Source organism: Chryseobacterium soldanellicola (assembly GCF_900100115.1).
In the GTDB taxonomy this organism is placed as follows: Bacteria; Bacteroidota; Bacteroidia; order Flavobacteriales; family Weeksellaceae; genus Chryseobacterium; species Chryseobacterium soldanellicola.
In genome coordinates this window covers 357,348-375,562 of the sequence record NZ_FNKL01000003.1, presented here as the reverse complement: position 1 = coordinate 375,562, position 18,215 = coordinate 357,348, and the positions used below count along the sequence as shown (strand labels likewise).

Genomic DNA, 18,215 nt, shown 5'->3' with positions numbered 1-18,215 from the left:
TAACCCTATACTTTGTCATCCTGAAAGGATCTAAGCTGTTGAAAGGAAAGATATCTAATAACGGTGTTGAGATCCTTTCAGGATGACAAACTTTGTGGACAAACTTCTGTAAATAAGTAAATAAGACAAAAAATTCAATGGCGAGAATTCCCCTCCTCTGGAGGGGTGGCGAAAATTCTTTAGAATTTTTGATGGGGTGGTTTTCAACATCATCCTTTTCCTAGCCCGGATAGCAACGGTTACCCCGCAGCAGGCGCAGGAAAAAGCATTGGCGCGAGGAGTATGAGTGGATAGCCGGAAAGAGCTCCAAAAAAATATAAATAATAAGTAATAATTCTTATACATATTTCAAAATAAAAAACCAGCCAAAAGCTGACCGGTTTTTCAAATTTATATTAGTTAAAACTATTACTTTTTATCATGCAACTGACTGAAAATATTATGAATAAGCCCGTCAGCAACCGAAATTTTAGGAACAAAAATACTTTTGATATCCGACCAGGCCATCACATTGTTGAAAATTTTCAGAGCGTGCACCAAAACATCGGCTCTGTCTTCCCGCATATTGTGTTTTGTCATTCTTTCTTCAACGGTCATGTCATTAAATTCCTTGTATACTTTTTTAAGGTGGGCCAATGACATGGGTTTTCCGTCTTTGGTTTTGCTCATTGAGAAAACTTTGTTGATATTTCCGCCCGAACCGATGGCTACGATTGGCTTTTTGCTGACCACATTCTTTTTGATCTCTTCTTTCATCTCTTCCCAATTATCCGGCATTACGAGATTATTCAACAAACGGATGGTTCCGATATTGAAAGATTTTTCATAGATCATTTGTCCGTTTTCATAAAAAGTAAGCTCGGTAGAACCACCTCCAACATCGATGTATAAATAAGCAAACTCTTTGTCAAGCCCTTCTGCAACGTGATTTTCAAAAACCAAAGTAGCTTCTTCATCCCCGGAAATAATTTCTATATTGATTCCTGAAGTTTCTTTAACCTGTCTGATGATGTCATTTCCGTTTTCGGCATCACGCATGGCGCTTGTGGCGCAGGCTCTGTAATGCTCAACCTTATAAATTCTCATCAGGTCACTGAAAATCTTCATCGAGTCGATCACCATTCTCTCTCTTTCTTCACCGATTTTTCCCAGTGTGAAAACATCCATTCCTAACCGTAAAGGGATTCTCAGAAGATTAAGCTTGATGAATTCCGGTTGGTTGTTGTTGATTTTTACTTCATTAATTAAGAGTCTGGCTGCATTACTTCCTATATCTATGGCTGCAATCTTCATTTTGTGTTCGTTTTAGCTTTTAAATATCTGTATGTTTCAAGTTGAGAACGGCATTCTTCTTTATCGTTGCTGATGTATTCGTTGCTCAATTTTTTGTCTAAAATACGGGCTTTTACATTATCTTTCAACTGTATATCGAGAATATCTTTCAATTCTTTCTTTAAATTTTTATCTGTTATTTTAGCAGCGGCTTCGATTCTGTAGTCTAAATTTCTCGTCATCCAGTCTGCGGAGGAAATATACATATCTTCAGCGCCTTTATTGTAGAAATACATCACTCTTGCATGTTCCAGATATTCGTCTACGATACTGATTGCCTTGATTTTTTCTTTAAAATCTTTCTGATTAACAGCGCAGTAAATACCTCTTACAATCATTCTGATGACAACTCCGGCCTGTGCGGCGGCGTATAATTTTTCAATTAAGGCCCTGTCGCTTACCGAGTTGGCCTTAATGATCATTTCTGCTTTTCTTCCTGCTTTTGCCTCTTCAATTTCTTTGTCAATGTGATGAAAAATCTTTTCACGCATGAACTGCGGGCAGACCAATAAGTTTTTACAGGTTTTTAAGACTGTTAAATAATCCTCATCTTTTGGTTTTTTCAGTACATTGAAAATCTTATTGATATCTGCCATAATATGACGGTCTGCGGTCATTAATAAATGATCTCCGTAGATTCTGGCTGTTTTTTCGTTAAAATTTCCTGTGCTTACAAAACCATATTGAAGGGTTTTATTATGTGATCTTTTCTTAATAACACATAATTTTGCATGTACTTTTTTATCGGGAAGGCCCACGAGTACAGTAATTCCTTCCGGTTCCAGCATTTCCTTCCATTTAAGATTGGATTCTTCATCAAATCTTGCCTGAAGCTCCAGCATTACCGTCACTTCTTTACCATTTCTGGCAGCATAAATCAGGGCATTAATGATTTTTGAGCTGCTTGCCAAACGATATGCCGTAATCTGGATTGATTTTACATCAGGATCCATTGCGGCTTCACGAAGAAGGTCAATAACGGGATTATATTTATGATAAGGAAACGTTAAAAGTACATCATGTTTTAAAATAACGTCCGTCACTCTTTCTCCGTGCTCAAAGGCGGGATGGGTGAAAGAAGTTCTTTCCACGGGCCTTTCATATTTTTCAAAAACATCAGGGAAATCCATAAAATGTTTAAAATTATGAATCTTACCACCAGGAATAATGCTGTCTTTTTTTGTTAAATTTAATTTTCGGATAAGCATTTCAAGCAAGGCTTTGTCCATATCTTTATCAAAAACAAAACGGGTTGGCTTTCCTTTTCGTCTGTTTTTGAGCCCTTTTTCTATTTTTTCGGCAAAATTGGTCCGGATATCATTATCAAGATCCAGCTCGGCATCTTTTGTTACTTTAAAAGCATGCGCGGAAAATTCGTCATAGCCAAAATACGAGAAAATATGGGGTAAATTGAAGGTAATAACATCTTCCAGCAACATTACATTTTTTTCTTCCGGATCTTCTGTCGGAAGTAAGACAAATCTACCCACAAAACGCGACGGAATTTCAATAATCGCATAATTACTGGAATACTGCCAGTCTTTTTTTCTCATCGCAACGCCTAAATAAAGACTTTTATCCCTGTAATAGGGCATCGGCGTATTTTCATGCAACAAAATGGGAATGACATTTGATTCTACGACTTCATCAAAATAGCTTCTGACAAATTCTTTTTGTTTGGCTGTTAAATTCTTTGATGTTTTAATAGAAACTTTATGATCTGCCATTTCGCCCTGAATTTTTTTCCAGGTTTTGTCGAAATTCTGCTGTTGCTTTATCACAATTTCGTTAATTCTTTGAAGAATTTTTGAAGGTGGCTGATAAAAAGATTCAGCAATTACTTTTTCCTTAAAATCCATGGCACGTTTTAATCCGGCAACACGCACTCTGAAAAATTCATCTAAATTGTTTGAAAAAATTCCTAAAAAACGGATTCTCAGATGCAAAGGCACATTTTCATCCATCGCTTCCTGTAAAACTCTTTCGTTAAAGGCAAGCCATGTAATATCTCTCGGATTAAAGTGTAATGACATTCTCTAGTTTATAATTTATCAAAAATAATGATTAATCAGTTTTTCATCTACTTTTTTAGGTTAAACTTTGATTAATTTTTAAATAAAAGGAGAGTTATCTATTTATGAACAGTGAAATATTCAAGTAAGTAATGAAAATATTTCTTGTATTGAGACTTAAAATGTCGGTTTTATCGAGGTTTTAATTTTAATGTGTCAATTTGTCACAAAATCCCAAATGGTACAAATATTGAGAAATTGACAGTGTAAATTAAACTTAAAAATTAGAAAAAATATAAATATTATGAGTAAAATAATTGGAATTGACTTAGGGACAACCAACTCGTGTGTTGCTGTAATGGAGGGTAAAGACCCTGTTGTAATTCCTAATGCAGAAGGAAAAAGAACAACTCCTTCTATTGTAGCCTTTACAGAAGATGGTGAAAGAAAAGTAGGAGATCCTGCAAAAAGACAGGCTGTAACGAATCCAAAGAAAACCGTATATTCTATCAAAAGATTTATAGGAACTCATTTTAAAGAAGATGCTAAAGAAATTTCTAGAGTACCTTACGAAGTTGTAGCAGGACCAAATGATACGGTAAAAGTAAAAATCGACGATAGAGAATATACTCCACAGGAAATCTCTGCAATGACGCTTCAGAAAATGAAGAAAACTGCTGAAGATTATCTTGGCCAGGAAGTGACAAGAGCGGTAATCACTGTTCCTGCTTACTTCAACGATGCTCAGAGACAAGCTACTAAAGAAGCAGGAGAAATCGCTGGTCTTACAGTAGAAAGAATTATCAACGAACCAACCGCTGCAGCATTAGCTTACGGGTTGGATAAAAGCCATAAAGACCAAAAAATTGCGGTGTATGACCTTGGTGGTGGTACTTTCGATATCTCTATCCTTGATTTAGGTGATGGTGTATTCGAAGTATTGTCTACAAACGGAGATACGCACTTAGGAGGTGATGACTTTGATGATGTGATCATCAACTGGATGGCAGACGAATTCAAAGCTGAAGAAGGAGTAGAATTAAAATCTGACGCAATTGCATTACAGAGATTGAAAGAAGCTGCTGAAAAAGCAAAAATCGAATTGTCTTCTTCTGCACAAACTGAAATCAACCTTCCATATATCACAGCTACAGCTACAGGTCCTAAACACTTGGTGAAAACTTTAACGAAAGCTAAATTCGAGCAGTTATCTGCAGATTTGGTAAAAAGATCTATGGATCCTGTTGCAAAAGCTTTGAAAGATGCAGGTTTGTCAACTTCTGACATTGATGAAGTAATCTTGGTAGGAGGTTCTACAAGAATCCCGATCATTCAGGAGGAAGTAGAAAAATTCTTCGGTAAAAAACCTTCAAAAGGAGTGAATCCGGATGAGGTTGTAGCAATCGGTGCAGCGATCCAGGGAGGTGTTTTAACAGGTGATGTAAAAGACGTTCTTTTATTAGATGTTACGCCACTTTCTTTAGGTATTGAAACAATGGGTTCTGTTTTCACTAAATTAATTGAAGCAAACACTACAATCCCAACTAAAAAATCTGAAGTATTCTCTACAGCTTCTGATAACCAGCCGGCTGTAAGCATCAGAGTAGGACAGGGTGAAAGACCAATGTTCAACGATAATAAAGAAATCGGTAGATTCGATCTTACGGATATTCCGCCGGCGCCAAGAGGAGTTCCTCAAATTGAAGTTACTTTCGACATTGACGCAAACGGTATCTTAAGCGTTTCTGCTAAAGATAAAGGAACCGGTAAAGAGCAGACGATCAAAATTCAGGCATCTTCAGGTCTTTCTGACGAAGAAATCGAAAGAATGAAAAAAGAAGCTCAGGAAAACTCTGCAGCGGACGCTAAGAAAAAAGAAGAAGTTGAAATCTTCAATAAAGCAGACGGATTGATCTTCCAGACTGAAAAGCAGTTGAAAGAGTTTGGTGATAAGTTATCTGCTGACAAAAAAGCAGCAATTGAAGCCGCTCACGCAGAATTGAAAACAGCTTTTGAAGCCAAAAACGGAGATGATGTAAAAGCTAAAACAGAAGCTTTAGATGCAGCATGGATGGCAGCTTCAGAAGAATTATATGCAGCAGGGCAAGGTGCTCAAGGTGCAGATGCAGGTCAAAATGCTGGTGGTAATGCAGGTGGGTCAGAAGATGTGCAGGATGCAGATTTTGAAGAAGTAAAATAAGCAGTCAATGACTGATACAATAGAAATCCCCAAGCGTAAGCGAGGGGATTTTTTTGTTCAATTAAGTGAAATGTTTATTTCTCAGAATCTATTTTTTCAATTTCTGCCAAATAAAATTCTATATTTTTCATAGATATTTTTTTACAATCCTTTTCAATTTGTTTCAACGCTTTTTTCATCTTGATTGAAAGTGTATTGTTTTTTAATTCGGTTCTGAATTCATTTCTTATTGTAAATAGATATTTTTTAGAATTGATATGACTTTTAAGCAACTGTGTGATTTTGCTTCTTGAAATTACGCAACCGGATTGATATTTAATAGTAAAAGGATTTTCAGAATGATATTTAAATAAATTTATTTTTCTACATCAAAAAAATCTTTACATTAGTATAACTTTTCATCTTTAAAATTAATTTAATGAAATTCTCTAAAATAATAATCGTATTAGGATTATTCCTATTTCAATTCAACTTTGCCCAGGAAAAAGCTGATCTTATACTAAACAAAGCACTTACCGAAGCAAAATCAACAAATAAAAACGTACTTCTTGTATTTCATGCTTCATGGTGTAAATGGTGCCACGTGATGGAAAAAAATATGACGTTACCGGAAACAAAGCCAAGTTTTGATAAAAATTTCGTTACAGCTTATATTGATGTTCAGGAAATGGGAGAGAAGAAAAAACTTGAAAATCCCGGAGGTGGAGAGTTGATGAATAAGTACAAAGGAAAAGATGCCGGACTTCCGTTTTGGTTGGTTATAAATCCAAAAGGTGATGTTCTTACAGATTCATTTAATGAGAAAAATGAAAATCTTGGCTGCCCTTCAACGGCAGAAGAAGTAGATATTTTTGTTGCAAAATTAAAGAAATCTTCTAAAATGAATGAAAACGAACTTCAGGCGATACAAAAAGCTTTTATAAAAAAGAATTAGTAATTACGGCGAAACCAAAGGTTTCGCCGTAATTACTTTTAAAGTTAATTATTTACCAAAAAATATCTGATCCTGTTTCTGCTGCTCATTATAAATTACCTGAAAACTTACGGGCATATATTGATAAAGAAACTTCCAGTGCTGGATTTTGGTATGTTTTTTAAAGCTTTCAAATGATCTTACAAAAAGATTTTCAATCATATCTTTCACATAAGAATCCCCATCTGCATAGATAATTTCCATCATTTTAATATGATGGGCAATGATATTGATTTTTGATTCCTGTAAAAGGTTTTTCAGATAATTGATCGTTGCCTGAATCACTCCCGGAAAGTTGTCCTGTGCGGAAAGCTGTGAAATTTCGTTTCGAAGTGGCGGATAGAAAAATTTTAAATACTCTATGGCTATTGTTTGGTTAATAGATCTCATTTGTACATTCATCATAATAATTAATATTTTTCAAACACTTCTACTGTGGCGAAAACTGTACCAGAATTATAAAAAGGCGGCAACAACAAATACGCCGATGATTACGGCAATATGAGTTGCTAAAATTTCTATATTATGTTTATTGGTCGTGGTTTTGAAGGTTTTCCAGTCGGATATTCTTCTGATTTTTGTTTTCATAAGCTGTTGATTTTGAATGGGGTTTTATTTTATTGTTTTTTATGCTTTTGTAACGAAATAGCCGAAAAATGTAACAAACTAAGTTCCGTGACTGTAAATTTGTCTTGAATAGCTCTTCTGCAAATCCTTCGAAATGTGACTGAATATCATTTTTCGGTATTCTTCGGTACAAAAAGCGGTATAATTGTCCAGTGAATAAATAAAAATATTTTCAATGGCATTTTTTAACATGATATCGCCATTTTTATAGATCTCATCCATCTTTTTGAGACTTTTAAATAAAATATTTTTCTCATTCTGACGGATCATATTTTTTATTTGATCTGTAAAAGTCTGAATAACGCTGTACGAATTTTGAGTTCGGTTCTCTTTTAATTCGTTTTGAATGTTGGGAATTACTTCCGTGATTTCCTGAACGGCCTGTAAATAATTCATATTTATTTTTGATTTATAGATTAAAATTTTTGAAAAAAAACCAAATCAGAACCACCAAAAAAGCTAATATCAACATACCGTAAGATTTCAGCCATTTCGGAGTTTCCGGTCCTCTGCTTTTTAATCTTCTTAGTTTGTCGATTCTGTTTAATGTCTTTAAATCCATTTTCTTCTGTTTTGAAGATCATGATGCCAATTGCATTCCTTTGCGAATGGTTTTAATTTAATTATATGTAAATCAGTGCATTGTTAAATGTGTATTGAAGTTTTAAAGGAAAAAATCCTGTCAAAATGATAAGGTTTTTATCAGAATGAAAAGCTGTTGAATGTTTAAGATAATTAATATCTTTGCAATCCATAAAAATCAAAAATGTTTTCAAAAATCGTAGTACACAGAGTCGGAAATAAAATCAACGGAGAATCTTTAACGCTTTCCCAGGAAGAATTGCAGCTGGAAGAAGGAATGGCGGAAATGCTTGAGGATTATTTTTTAGGTTCATTCAAATCTGAAGAAACTTTTCATTTTTACAGTGATTCTTATTTGGTGAATAACCCGGTTTACAGCTCTGTATCTGAGATTTTTGACGACAAAGCCAAATTTCTCTGGGAGGCTGAAAATATCGCAAAACATCTTTTCGAAGCTGCTGAAAATCCACGGGTTCAGGGCGGGGAATTGTTTATCGTATATTTTGAAGATGAAAGAGAAGGAACCGAAAAAGTAGATAAAATAGGTTTTTTTAAAACTGAAAAAAGAGAATCTTTCTTGAAGATATCTCCTCAAAACGAATCTTTTGATATAGAAAAAGATCAGGGAATCGGCTTGTCTAAAATTGATAAAGCAGCACTGATTTATAATAACGACAAAGAAACAGGATACGTGCTTTCTGTGGTTGACAACAACAAAAACGGCGATATGTATTACTGGTTTGAGGATTTTTTAAAGGTAAAGCAACGTGATGACGAATATTTTCATACACAGGAATCTTTAATGGTGTATAAAGATTATATCACGAAACAATTGCCTCAGGAATTTGAAGTTTCTAAAGCAGATCAGGCAGATTTCTTAAATAAATCAATTAATTTTTTCAAAGAAAAGGAAGAATTTAAGCTAGACGAATTTGCCAGTGAAGTATTGGGTGATGAGCATGTAATTGAGAGCTTCAATAATTTCAAAACAGATTACGAGCAGGATATGCAGATCAATATCGCGGAAGAATTTCCTATCAGTGAAGCGGCGGTGAAGAAAACCCAGAGACATTTCAAAAGTATCATTAAATTAGATAAGAACTTTCATATTTACATTCACGGTGACAGAAAAATGTTGGAGCAGGGCCAGGATGAAAAAGGAAAATATTATAGGCTGTATTTCGACAAAGAAGTTTAATCTACGAATTTTTTAAAGATAAAATGCAATCAACACTATAAAATCGCTTTTATTTTCTTTATGAATCTTATTATTTTTCAATTTTATATTAGCATATTCAAAATAAATGCGGCTTTAATTGTTAAATATTGAAAATTATTTTAGGTCATTTCAAGGCATTTTCACTATTCAAACGCCCGAAGCGACGATATTTTAACACTTTTAAGATTCGATACCACAAAGTAATATTACTTAAAATAATTCGTTATATTTGATAGATCAAAGAATTATATGAATTTTGTAGAGTGTCATGAAGAGCCCATCCATATTCCGGGCTACATACAAAGTTTCGGCTATCTGATTGGTATTGACGCAGAATCTCATTCCATCACATTTTTCGGTAAAAATATTACGGATATTTTTCCTGTTGAAAATACCGAACAACTTTTCGGTAAAAAAATCAGTGATTTTCCTGAGCTTTTCCAACCTGTTTTAAATTCAGATATTTACATTTTTGTTGACAAGCATACAAGAAGGGAAAATGAGACGTATTTCGATAAAATCTTAATTGGAGAAAAGCAATATCATTTCTCGGTTTTCAGGACACAAAATAATATATTTCTTGAATTTGAGGCTGTAATTGCCAATCCTCACAAGCATATTACCAACAAATATGATAATTTTTATATCATTGATAATGCCCAGGAAATTTGGGAACAGCTTTTAAGCAGTCTTGAAAGAATCGTGAATTATGACCGTATGATGATCTACAAATTCATGATGGACGGCTCAGGGAAGGTAATCGCGGAAAGAACGAATGAAAATCTCGAAAGCTATCTGGGGCTTCATTACCCCGAATCCGATATTCCGAGACAGGCAAGGGAAATGTATAAAAAGAAAAGAAAAAGAATTTTCAGCGACGTATATTCTGAGCCCGTGCCTTTGTTGAGCAGGGTAGAAGGCGATATTGACCTTACTTTTGCCTCTTCACGCGCGATGTCGCCTATTCACGGGCAATATATTAAAAATTCAGGAGCAGCCTCCAGCTTCAGTATTTCGATTCTTATTGATGATGTGCTTTGGGGGCTTGTGACCTGCCAAAACTCTGTAGCAAAGCACATTGACCTTGAAGATAGGGTGCAGGCAGGAATTTTTACGGCCTTGGCTTCCAATGCTTATTCTTCATTTAAATCTAAAAAAGAGCTTGAATATCGTTTAAATTTAAATGAAAGAGCCGCACATCTGAAATATGAGCTGCTAAAGCACAATATGCTGTTTGAATCTTTGATCGAAAATAAATCAGAGCTGAGAGATCTTCCCGAAGCTGACGGTCTTGTCATTGTTTCAGACGGAAATCTCATCACAGACGGTGTTGTTCCTGAAAAAGCAGTGATCGAAAAAATAATTAAATGGGCCCACGAAAATACAGAAGACAACCTTTATATTAATCGCAGTTTCCTTAAAAAGCATGGAAATTATTTAGGCTTAAACGAAAATTCTGCGGGTATCATTATCTATTTTGTCGAACGAAGTAAAAACGAAATGCTCATCTGGTTCAGAAAAGAATTTGACGAGCACATTCAATGGGCCGGAAATCCTGAAAAGAAAATAGGCGTATTTTTGCAAAATGGCGAGGAAAAAAATATTATTTCGCCACGAACTTCCTTTGAAGTTTTTACCCAGAATATTAAAGGAAATTCCAAAAGATGGAGCTCAAGAAATATAATTGCAGTACAGGCTATCCGTGATATTATCCTTGAAACGTCTCACAAACAGTATAATGCGATCAAAGAGCTCAACGATCAGCTTAAAAAAGTAAATGAAGAGCTTGACAGTTTTTCGTACACGATTTCGCATGACTTGGGAACGCCGCTTACCGTGATGAAGCTCAATGCGCAAATGCTTCTTAGCAATTTTGAAAAAACGGAAAAGAATAAAAATAAGCTGAATTCCATTATTGAGGAAATCGACAATATGGCCGATATGATGCGCGATGTTTTACAGCTGAGCCGGGCAAAACATAGTGAATTACAGCTTGATACAATCCAGACCAGAAATATGATCCATAGAATTTCTGAAAATGCAAAAGTTACTTTTGACAGCCCTGCCACTGAAATTATTATTGGAGACTGCCCGGATGTTCTGGGCGATAAAACAATGTTGCATCAGGTTTTCTTAAATATTATCAACAATGCTGTAAAATATTCTTCCCAAAACGATTTTCCGAAAATTGAAATTGAAGGAAAAGAAAACGGCGAAACCATAATTTATACAATTAAAGACAACGGAATCGGAATTCCCGACGAAGAAAAGCACAAAATGTTTAAAATTTTCAACAGAATGGATAATGCGAAGAAATTTAAAGGAAATGGGATCGGTTTATCCATTGTTCATCGTATTATGAAAAGAATCGGCGGAAATGTGGAATATGAAAGTCATAAAGACGGGACAACTTTCATTTTAACGTTTAAAAAGCCTTAAATTTGAAAACATTTTAAAACCTTATTATGGTATCCGAATATCTAAAACAAAATACAGCAGAGTTTCATGATGCAGCTGAAAGATTATTTAATTCTGAAAAAATATTCAACAAAACGTTTACTTTAGAAGACTATAAAAAAATCATCCATACCAATTATCTGATGCTTCTTCACTCGGAAGAACAGATTTTCAACAGCCTTTCCGACAAATTTTCTGACAGATTACAATTAAGCAACAGAAAAAAGCTTTCTTTAATTGAAAAAGACCTTGAAAGCCTTTCTCTGGAAAACCAAACCGCTTCTCATAATCTTGAATTTAACAGCGAAAATGAAGCCTTGGGAGCAATGTACGTGATCGAAGGTTCTACTTTAGGAGGAAATGTGATCGCAAAACAGCTTTCTAAAACAGAAGGTTTTGACCATGTAACGTTTAACTTTTTTGGTTGCTATCAGGAAAATACAGGCCCCATGTGGAAGAATTTCAAAGAAGTGCTGGATACCGAGGTGAAAGAAGAAAATTACACAGAAGTATTATTAGGAGCGAAAAAATTATACACATTCTTGTTAAACGTCAACTAATTTTTTTAAAAATATAATTTAATTCCTGAAAGATTGCTCAATTTTTCAGGAATTGTTAAATTTGGGCAGAATTTTGACCGGTTACAGGCAAATTTAAACTCAACAATAAATAATTTAATAAATAAATCAAATGAAAGTAACTGTAGTAGGTGCAGGCGCTGTAGGAGCGAGTTGTGCAGAATACATCGCAATGAAAAACTTCTGTTCAGAAGTAGTTTTAGTAGACATTAAAGAAGGATTTGCTGAAGGTAAGGCAATGGATTTGATGCAGACAGCATCTCTTAACGGATTTGATACAAAAATTACCGGTACAACAGGAGATTACAGCAAAACTGCAGGTTCTCATGTAGCAGTAATCACTTCAGGGATTCCTAGAAAACCTGGGATGACAAGAGAAGAGCTGATCGGTATCAACGCCGGTATCGTAAAAGATGTTACTGAAAACTTAGTAAAACACTCTCCGGAAGTGATCATCATCGTGGTTTCTAACCCAATGGATACAATGGCTTATCTGGTACACAAAACTTCGGGTCTTCCTAAGCACAAGATCATCGGAATGGGTGGTGCTCTGGATTCTGCAAGATTCAAATACAGATTGGCTGAGGCATTGGAAGCGCCGATTTCTGATGTTGACGGAATGGTAATCGCTGCCCACAGTGATACAGGAATGCTTCCTCTATTGAGCAAAGCGACAAGAAACGGGGTTCCTGTAACTGAATTCCTTGACGACGAAAAACAAAAATATGTAATCGAAGAAACTAAAGTAGGAGGGGCTACTCTTACAAAATTATTAGGAACTTCTGCCTGGTACGCGCCAGGTGCAGCAGTTTCTGTAATGGTTCAGGCGATTGCTTGCGACCAAAAGAAAATGATCCCTTGTTCTTTAATGCTTGAAGGTGAATACGGTCAAAACGACATCTGCCTTGGTGTTCCTGCTATCATCGGGAAAAACGGTGTAGAAAAAATCGTTAATATCACACTGACTGCTGAAGAGCAATTGAAATTCGCTGAAGCAGCTCAGGCTGTAAGAGAAGTGAATGGTGATCTGAAGTTTTAATTACTGAACTTTATATAAATAAAAAGCCTGAAATTTATTTCAGGCTTTTTTGCTTTGTATGGTCTTCTATATTTTTTTTGTAAATCAATAATTTCTGGCTTTTTAATCTTTAAAACAATGTTTTCAAAACACCGCCGTCTGCTCTCAGACTGGCTCCATTAGTAGCAATGGATAACGGACTGGAAAGGTATGTGACCAGATTAGCTATTTCCTTTGGCTCAATAAATCTCTGCAATAAAGAATCAGGATTGGTTTGCTGCACAATAGTGGCTTTCATTTGGTCAATACTGATGTTCTGAAGCTTTGCAAAATGTTCTACAGTTCCGGCAACACCATCGGAATACGTTGGTCCGCCTAAAATCGTATTGACCGTAACTTCAGTCCCTTTTGTGAGTTTTGAAAGTCCGTTGCTTACAGCTCCCATCGCCGCTTTTGTCATCCCGTAATGAATCATATTTCCGGGAATATTTACGCCTGATTCACTGCTGATGAAAATAATTCTTCCCCAGTTTTTAGCCATCATTTTTGGAAAAATTTGTCTTGATAATTTTACAGAACTCATCACATTCACTTCGAAAATATGAGACCAGTCTTCATCGGAAATTGTTTCGAAATCTTTCAGTTCAAAAATCCCGACATTATTTATCAGAATATCAATATCATTTAATTTTTCAAGCAGATTATTCACTTCTTCTTTATTCGAAAAGTCAGCGGCAATACCTGAAACTTTTGTATTAGGAAACTGTTGCTGTAATTGTAAAACAGCATTTTCAGTTTTATCTTTCTGTCTTCCGTTGATGATTACTTCTGCGCCTTCTTCTAATAATTGCTGGGCAATTGCAAAACCAATTCCTTGTGTTGAACCACTGATAAAAGCTTTTTTTGAGACTAATTCTAAATTCATTTTGATAAAATTTTATTTTTGTAATGATCGATCCAAAAATGAAGAAAAAATTAGCTGAGAATAGCCAATTGCATTTCTATCTGTTGAGAGAGGATTTTTTTGTCGGGATACATTCGTCTTAATGTATTTAAACCGCACCAAAATGTGATCAAATATTTTCCTAAATTCGGAGCTTCGATTTGATTTTTTAGATCCCCTTTTTTCTGAGCTTTTTGGATTGCTTTTGTATACATTTCTTCAACTTCTTTGAGGATTTGTATTGCTTCATTTTCAAGTTCATTATCAATATAAGCCATTTCTACAACGGTATTTGCGATGATGCATCCTTTCTGATGTGAAGTTTCACTTTCAAGAGCGATGCTGCGAAAAAAATCTTTAATTAAATCAATCGGAGAGTCACTTTTTTCCAATTCTTGTTTAAATTCAGCAAAAGCAAGTCTTCTTTGGTTGATTGCTTCTTTGAAAACCTGTTTTTTTCCGCCTTTAAAAGTATTGTAAAAACTTCCGCTTCCCGCCCCTGTAATGGTTAGAAGGTCGTTTAAAGAAGTCGCCGTATAGCCTTTTTTCCAGAAAATATCCTGAGCTTTCTGAATCAGTTCCGAGTTGTCATAAATATTAGGTCTACCTCTCATTTTATTTTTGTAATGATCGATACAAAAATATGAAAAATATTTAATTTGAATTAAAATTTAGCTTAAAAATTGAGTTAACTAAAAGACTGCCTAAACTCCAGCGGAGAAACATTGGTTTTATTTTTAAATAATTTACTGAAAGACTGGGGATGCTCAAAACCCAGTTCATAAGCAATTTCACTGACGGATAATTGGGTGGTAGAAAGCTTTTCCTTTGCTTTTTCGATTAGCTTTTCATGAATATGCTGCTGAGTGCTTTGCCCGGTCAGAACTTTCAACAGGCCGGTCAAATAACTGGGTGAAACATTCAGCTGGTCGGCAACAAAATGTACACTCGGCAATCCTTTGGTAATTAAATTTTCATTATTAAAATAATCGGAAAGCAATTTTTCAAGTGAATCAAGGATTTTATGATTGGAAATCTTTCGGGTAATGAATTGTCTCTGATAAAAACGTTCAGCATAATTCAGCAATGTTTCAATCTGCGAAATAATGATGTTCTGGCTGAATTTATCAATGTTAGAGTGATATTCCTGTTGAATATTTTCTATAATGCCATAAATTGTGTTTTCCTCTTTTTCGGAAAGAAATAAAGTCTCATTCACAGAATAATTAAAATATTCATAGTGTTTTATGTTTTTGGCTAAAGAAGTATTCCAGAAAAAATCGGGATGAATGAGTAAAATCCATCCCGTATGTTTTGCCCGTACATTGGGATCGGGATCAACGGTAACGCTGAAAACCTGTCCGGGAGCCATAAAAAACATCACACCTTCATCAAAATCATATTCCTGCTGGCCGTAAGTTATTTTGGCATTGGAGGTCCTTTTAGCCGAAATTGAATAAAAATCAAGAACCCAGCTCAGCTCCTTTACATCCACATCATGATTGATCGTGCTGTAATCTACGACACTTATCAACGGATGCTCAGGCTTTGATAATCCACGGAACTGATGGAATTCACTGATTGTTTTTATCCTTACGGGCTGTTTCATTATGACTAAGTTAATTGTTTCTGATGATTTTTAATAAAATATATTTGCAGTTTTATAAAGTCTTCGTGAATATCCATTCGTAATTTTTAGTTTATGCTCAGACTGACATGCAATTAAACTCTAGAAAAAAAGTTAGTATTAGCAATGTCATCCTGAGCGGAGTCGAAGGATTTCTATGATTTCAAGACAAAAGAAAAATTAACTATTATGATAAACTTTAGCAAAATCCTTAGCAAAATCTTTAACTTTAGTTTTACCTAAAACAGGTCTGTTTTTGTAATAATCTTCATACAAAGCACTTTCTCGTCTCGCCGTATTCATTTCCACAAAACCTTTTGCTGTTTTGGGATTCATTCCTGCATTGATAAGGTTATTTAAAAGATCCTCATCTGAAATTTCCAGCCATTTTAAATCCGGATTTCCGATAGCTTCCCCTAAAGTTTCTGCAATTTCGTTGGGCGAAATTTCTTCGCTTGCAATGTAACGGACTTCTCTTCCGTTGAAGGGTTTTTCGATCTCTTCCGCAATAACAGATGCGATATCAAGAGGTGAAACCCATGGTTCTTTTTCATCTCCGCCATAATTCTGGATAATCATATTTTGAGATTTAATAGTGGGAATAAAAGAATACATATTGTAATAAAACCCAACCGGACGCATGAATTTAATGGAAACATCTTCCGGAAGCTCATTCAAAATCTTTTCTATATTATAATGAGAAACCAAAATTCCGTTTCCGCTTGAAAGATGGGCACCAATACTGCTTAAATGAATAATATTTTTCACCCCCGATCTTTCAAAAGCTTCTTTATAATTTTCTCCGATTTTGGTATTGGCATCTACAAAATCAATGGTATGATCAAAAAAGATACCTGCATTTAATGCTTCCATGGCATATACGATATCTGCACCCGTAAAAGTTTCTGCTAAAAAATCTACATTTTCCATTGATCCGATGGCTGCTTTTGCGCCCAGAGCTTCAATTTCTGGCTGTCTTTCCGGGTTTGTGCTGATAACGGTAACGTCATGCCCTTTGCTTATTAATTCTTTTGTCAGAGGCTTGCTGATATTTCCTAATGAGCCTGTTACGATAATTTTCATATTGCTTGATTTTTATTGAAGCAAAGTTCATGATTGTTGGAAAATAGGGTGTAGCCGGATCTACTTTTTATGTAGCCAAAAGATGGTGTAAAACAAAAAAGAGCGGAAAAACCGCCCTCAAATATCTAACAAAATTTTATCTAATAAACACATCCACATCCTGTTTCCCATTCCTGACATAGTCTCATCGGTTCATGACAACCTGGACCAGGACCGCCACCACCGGGATTTGTTCTATAGCAAATACCATTACTACAGTACGTTGAAGAATTACTTGGAAATGTCGGTGGACAGTATCCGCTTTCATCACAAAAAGCATAGGCGGTATCACCACCGCTGATTAGAGACAACTCTTTTCTTGCTAATCTTTTTAAGTTTTTCATAGTGTTATAGTTTTGATTTAGAGATACTAATATACAAAAATATTTAATACACATTAATGTGACTTAAAATGTTTTGAATAGTGAATATTAAAAATAAAAACTCAACTTTAAACCCTAAATCCAAATCTCAAACTTTTGACCTGCTTAGCTCCGAAGGCGCAATTCCAAACTCTTTTTTAAAAACAAAAGAAAAATGAGAGAGGTCTTCAAAACCCAGATCAACATAAATATCGGTCGGTTTTTTGTGCTCTTTATCCAAAAGGAAATAGGCTTCCTGAAGACGTTTATTCATCAGCCATTTTCCGGGAGTTGTGTTGAAAATTGCTTTAAATTCTCTTTTAAAAGTCGATAAGCTTCGTCCTGTCATAAAAGCAAAACGTTCCAGGCTGATGTTGAATTTATAATTATGATTCATAAACAACTCCAAATCAATTTTGTGCGGAACATTGAAATTGAAGAGAATATCTTTGAGATCAGGACTGTTTTTTAGTAAAATCATCAACAATTCTTCACGTTTTATATCAACAAAAATATCGTCCAGCTTCTGGTTTCCGTTGTAATAAGGTTCCAGAGATTGTATGAAATTCTTAATTAATTTATCTTCATTAATGAACAAAAAAGAATCATCATTGTCCGTTGGTTCAGCCTGATAAGGATGTCGCTCCAGAAATTTCTTTAAAAATTTTTCATCAAAAGCAATGATCACTTTCTCAAAATCTCCGTCTTCTTTATATTTTGTATAACGAACCAAATGATTTTTCCGTGCAATACAGTAATCACCGGGTTTCATTGTGTAATGCCTGTAACCATCATACGAAACCATTGAACCTTTAAGCAAAAACAAAAAGAAATGCTCAGGAATAAACTGTTCCGGAGAAATTTCGGGACCTAAATGACAGGAATGTAGATTATTGAATTTCAATTTTTTTCTTTTTTGTTATGTCCTTTTGTCTTGAAACAAAAGAACGAAAAATTCAAGACTTGGAAACTTCCACTAAAAATTTAAAATTAATCCTAAAATCCCCAAAACTTGCGCGAATTCAAAATTTGTTCTTTAGTTCAAAATTTTTGTCGCGTTTCGAACAGTGGGAATTTTTTAACGGATTAAGTTTAAATTTTTTTAACGCTTCAGTTTCCTATGTCGTTTATATTTGTCAAAGTTTAACTGTTGGTTTTACAAT

The 18,215-nt window shown here is 34.9% G+C and carries 18 protein-coding genes; 6 read left to right on the top strand and 12 right to left on the bottom strand.

Annotated features, from left to right (window positions below; translation table 11 throughout):
* Positions 1-408: 408 nt before the first annotated feature.
* Both BLT04_RS11220 and ppk1 read right to left on the bottom strand, forming a co-directional pair.
* Positions 409-1,293, bottom strand: coding sequence for a Ppx/GppA phosphatase family protein (locus tag BLT04_RS11220; protein WP_089755899.1), 885 nt, complete (start codon positions 1,291-1,293; stop codon positions 409-411).
* Entirely contained in the window at positions 1,290-3,365 is a 2,076-nt protein-coding gene (gene ppk1, locus BLT04_RS11215) for a polyphosphate kinase 1 (RefSeq protein ID WP_089755898.1), read from the bottom strand. The genes BLT04_RS11220 and ppk1 overlap by 4 nt, the downstream gene beginning before the upstream one ends.
* A 283-nt stretch (positions 3,366-3,648) precedes the next feature.
* On the opposite strand from ppk1, the gene dnaK reads away from it, so the two are divergent.
* Both dnaK and BLT04_RS11200 read left to right on the top strand, forming a co-directional pair.
* Entirely contained in the window at positions 3,649-5,544 is a 1,896-nt protein-coding gene (gene dnaK / locus BLT04_RS11210) for a molecular chaperone DnaK (protein WP_089755897.1), read from the top strand.
* Between the two features lie 418 nt (positions 5,545-5,962).
* Positions 5,963-6,478 carry a thioredoxin family protein gene (locus tag BLT04_RS11200; protein ID WP_089755895.1) on the top strand — a complete coding sequence of 172 codons (516 nt, stop codon included), beginning with the start codon at positions 5,963-5,965 and terminating at the stop codon, positions 6,476-6,478.
* Between the two features lie 48 nt (positions 6,479-6,526).
* Here BLT04_RS11200 and BLT04_RS11195 read toward each other — a convergent pair whose 3' ends face one another.
* The 4 genes from BLT04_RS11195 to BLT04_RS18915 all read right to left on the bottom strand — a co-directional run bounded on the left by BLT04_RS11195 (position 6,527) and on the right by BLT04_RS18915 (position 7,706).
* The gene (locus BLT04_RS11195) at positions 6,527-6,922 is read right to left on the bottom strand and encodes a DUF7674 family protein (protein WP_089755894.1); all 396 of its coding nucleotides are present in this window, start codon (positions 6,920-6,922) and stop codon (positions 6,527-6,529) included.
* 51 nt (positions 6,923-6,973) lie between these two features.
* Positions 6,974-7,105 carry a hypothetical protein gene (locus BLT04_RS19075; protein ID WP_262484151.1) on the bottom strand — a complete coding sequence of 44 codons (132 nt, stop codon included), beginning with the start codon at positions 7,103-7,105 and terminating at the stop codon, positions 6,974-6,976.
* A gap of 78 nt (positions 7,106-7,183) precedes the next feature.
* A complete protein-coding gene (locus tag BLT04_RS11190; protein WP_089755893.1) occupies positions 7,184-7,540 on the bottom strand; it encodes a DUF7674 family protein in 357 nt (118 codons plus the stop codon).
* A gap of 13 nt (positions 7,541-7,553) precedes the next feature.
* Positions 7,554-7,706, bottom strand: coding sequence for a hypothetical protein (locus tag BLT04_RS18915; RefSeq protein ID WP_170828469.1), 153 nt, complete (start codon positions 7,704-7,706; stop codon positions 7,554-7,556).
* A gap of 204 nt (positions 7,707-7,910) precedes the next feature.
* Here BLT04_RS18915 and BLT04_RS11185 point away from each other — a divergent pair, with 204 nt between their 5' ends.
* From BLT04_RS11185 to BLT04_RS11170, 4 genes are all read left to right on the top strand, one after another.
* Complete coding sequence (locus BLT04_RS11185) at positions 7,911-8,924, top strand: nucleoid-associated protein (RefSeq protein WP_089755892.1); 1,014 nt, start codon at positions 7,911-7,913, stop codon at positions 8,922-8,924.
* Positions 8,925-9,194: 270 nt separating this feature from the next.
* Positions 9,195-11,384, top strand: coding sequence for an ATP-binding protein (locus BLT04_RS11180; protein ID WP_089755891.1), 2,190 nt, complete (start codon positions 9,195-9,197; stop codon positions 11,382-11,384).
* Positions 11,385-11,410: 26 nt separating this feature from the next.
* Positions 11,411-11,962, top strand: a complete 552-nt coding sequence (locus BLT04_RS11175) for a biliverdin-producing heme oxygenase (protein ID WP_089755890.1) — start codon at positions 11,411-11,413, stop codon at positions 11,960-11,962.
* 130 nt (positions 11,963-12,092) lie between these two features.
* The gene (locus BLT04_RS11170) at positions 12,093-13,019 is read left to right on the top strand and encodes a malate dehydrogenase (RefSeq protein ID WP_089755889.1); all 927 of its coding nucleotides are present in this window, start codon (positions 12,093-12,095) and stop codon (positions 13,017-13,019) included.
* Positions 13,020-13,128: 109 nt separating this feature from the next.
* Here the strand turns inward: BLT04_RS11170 and BLT04_RS11165 are convergent, their stop codons facing one another.
* From BLT04_RS11165 to BLT04_RS11140, 6 genes are all read right to left on the bottom strand, one after another.
* Positions 13,129-13,923, bottom strand: a complete 795-nt coding sequence (locus tag BLT04_RS11165) for an SDR family NAD(P)-dependent oxidoreductase (RefSeq protein WP_089755888.1) — start codon at positions 13,921-13,923, stop codon at positions 13,129-13,131.
* Positions 13,924-13,973: 50 nt separating this feature from the next.
* Complete coding sequence (locus tag BLT04_RS11160; RefSeq protein ID WP_089755887.1) at positions 13,974-14,555, bottom strand: TetR/AcrR family transcriptional regulator; 582 nt, start codon at positions 14,553-14,555, stop codon at positions 13,974-13,976.
* A gap of 74 nt (positions 14,556-14,629) precedes the next feature.
* The gene (locus tag BLT04_RS11155) at positions 14,630-15,550 is read right to left on the bottom strand and encodes a helix-turn-helix domain-containing protein (protein WP_089755886.1); all 921 of its coding nucleotides are present in this window, start codon (positions 15,548-15,550) and stop codon (positions 14,630-14,632) included.
* Positions 15,551-15,748: 198 nt separating this feature from the next.
* Positions 15,749-16,651, bottom strand: a complete 903-nt coding sequence (locus BLT04_RS11150) for an NmrA family NAD(P)-binding protein (protein WP_089755885.1) — start codon at positions 16,649-16,651, stop codon at positions 15,749-15,751.
* A gap of 140 nt (positions 16,652-16,791) precedes the next feature.
* Positions 16,792-17,001, bottom strand: a complete 210-nt coding sequence (locus tag BLT04_RS11145) for a hypothetical protein (protein WP_228421940.1) — start codon at positions 16,999-17,001, stop codon at positions 16,792-16,794.
* Between the two features lie 160 nt (positions 17,002-17,161).
* The gene (locus tag BLT04_RS11140; RefSeq protein WP_089755883.1) at positions 17,162-17,956 is read right to left on the bottom strand and encodes a helix-turn-helix transcriptional regulator; all 795 of its coding nucleotides are present in this window, start codon (positions 17,954-17,956) and stop codon (positions 17,162-17,164) included.
* Positions 17,957-18,215 lie beyond the last annotated feature (259 nt).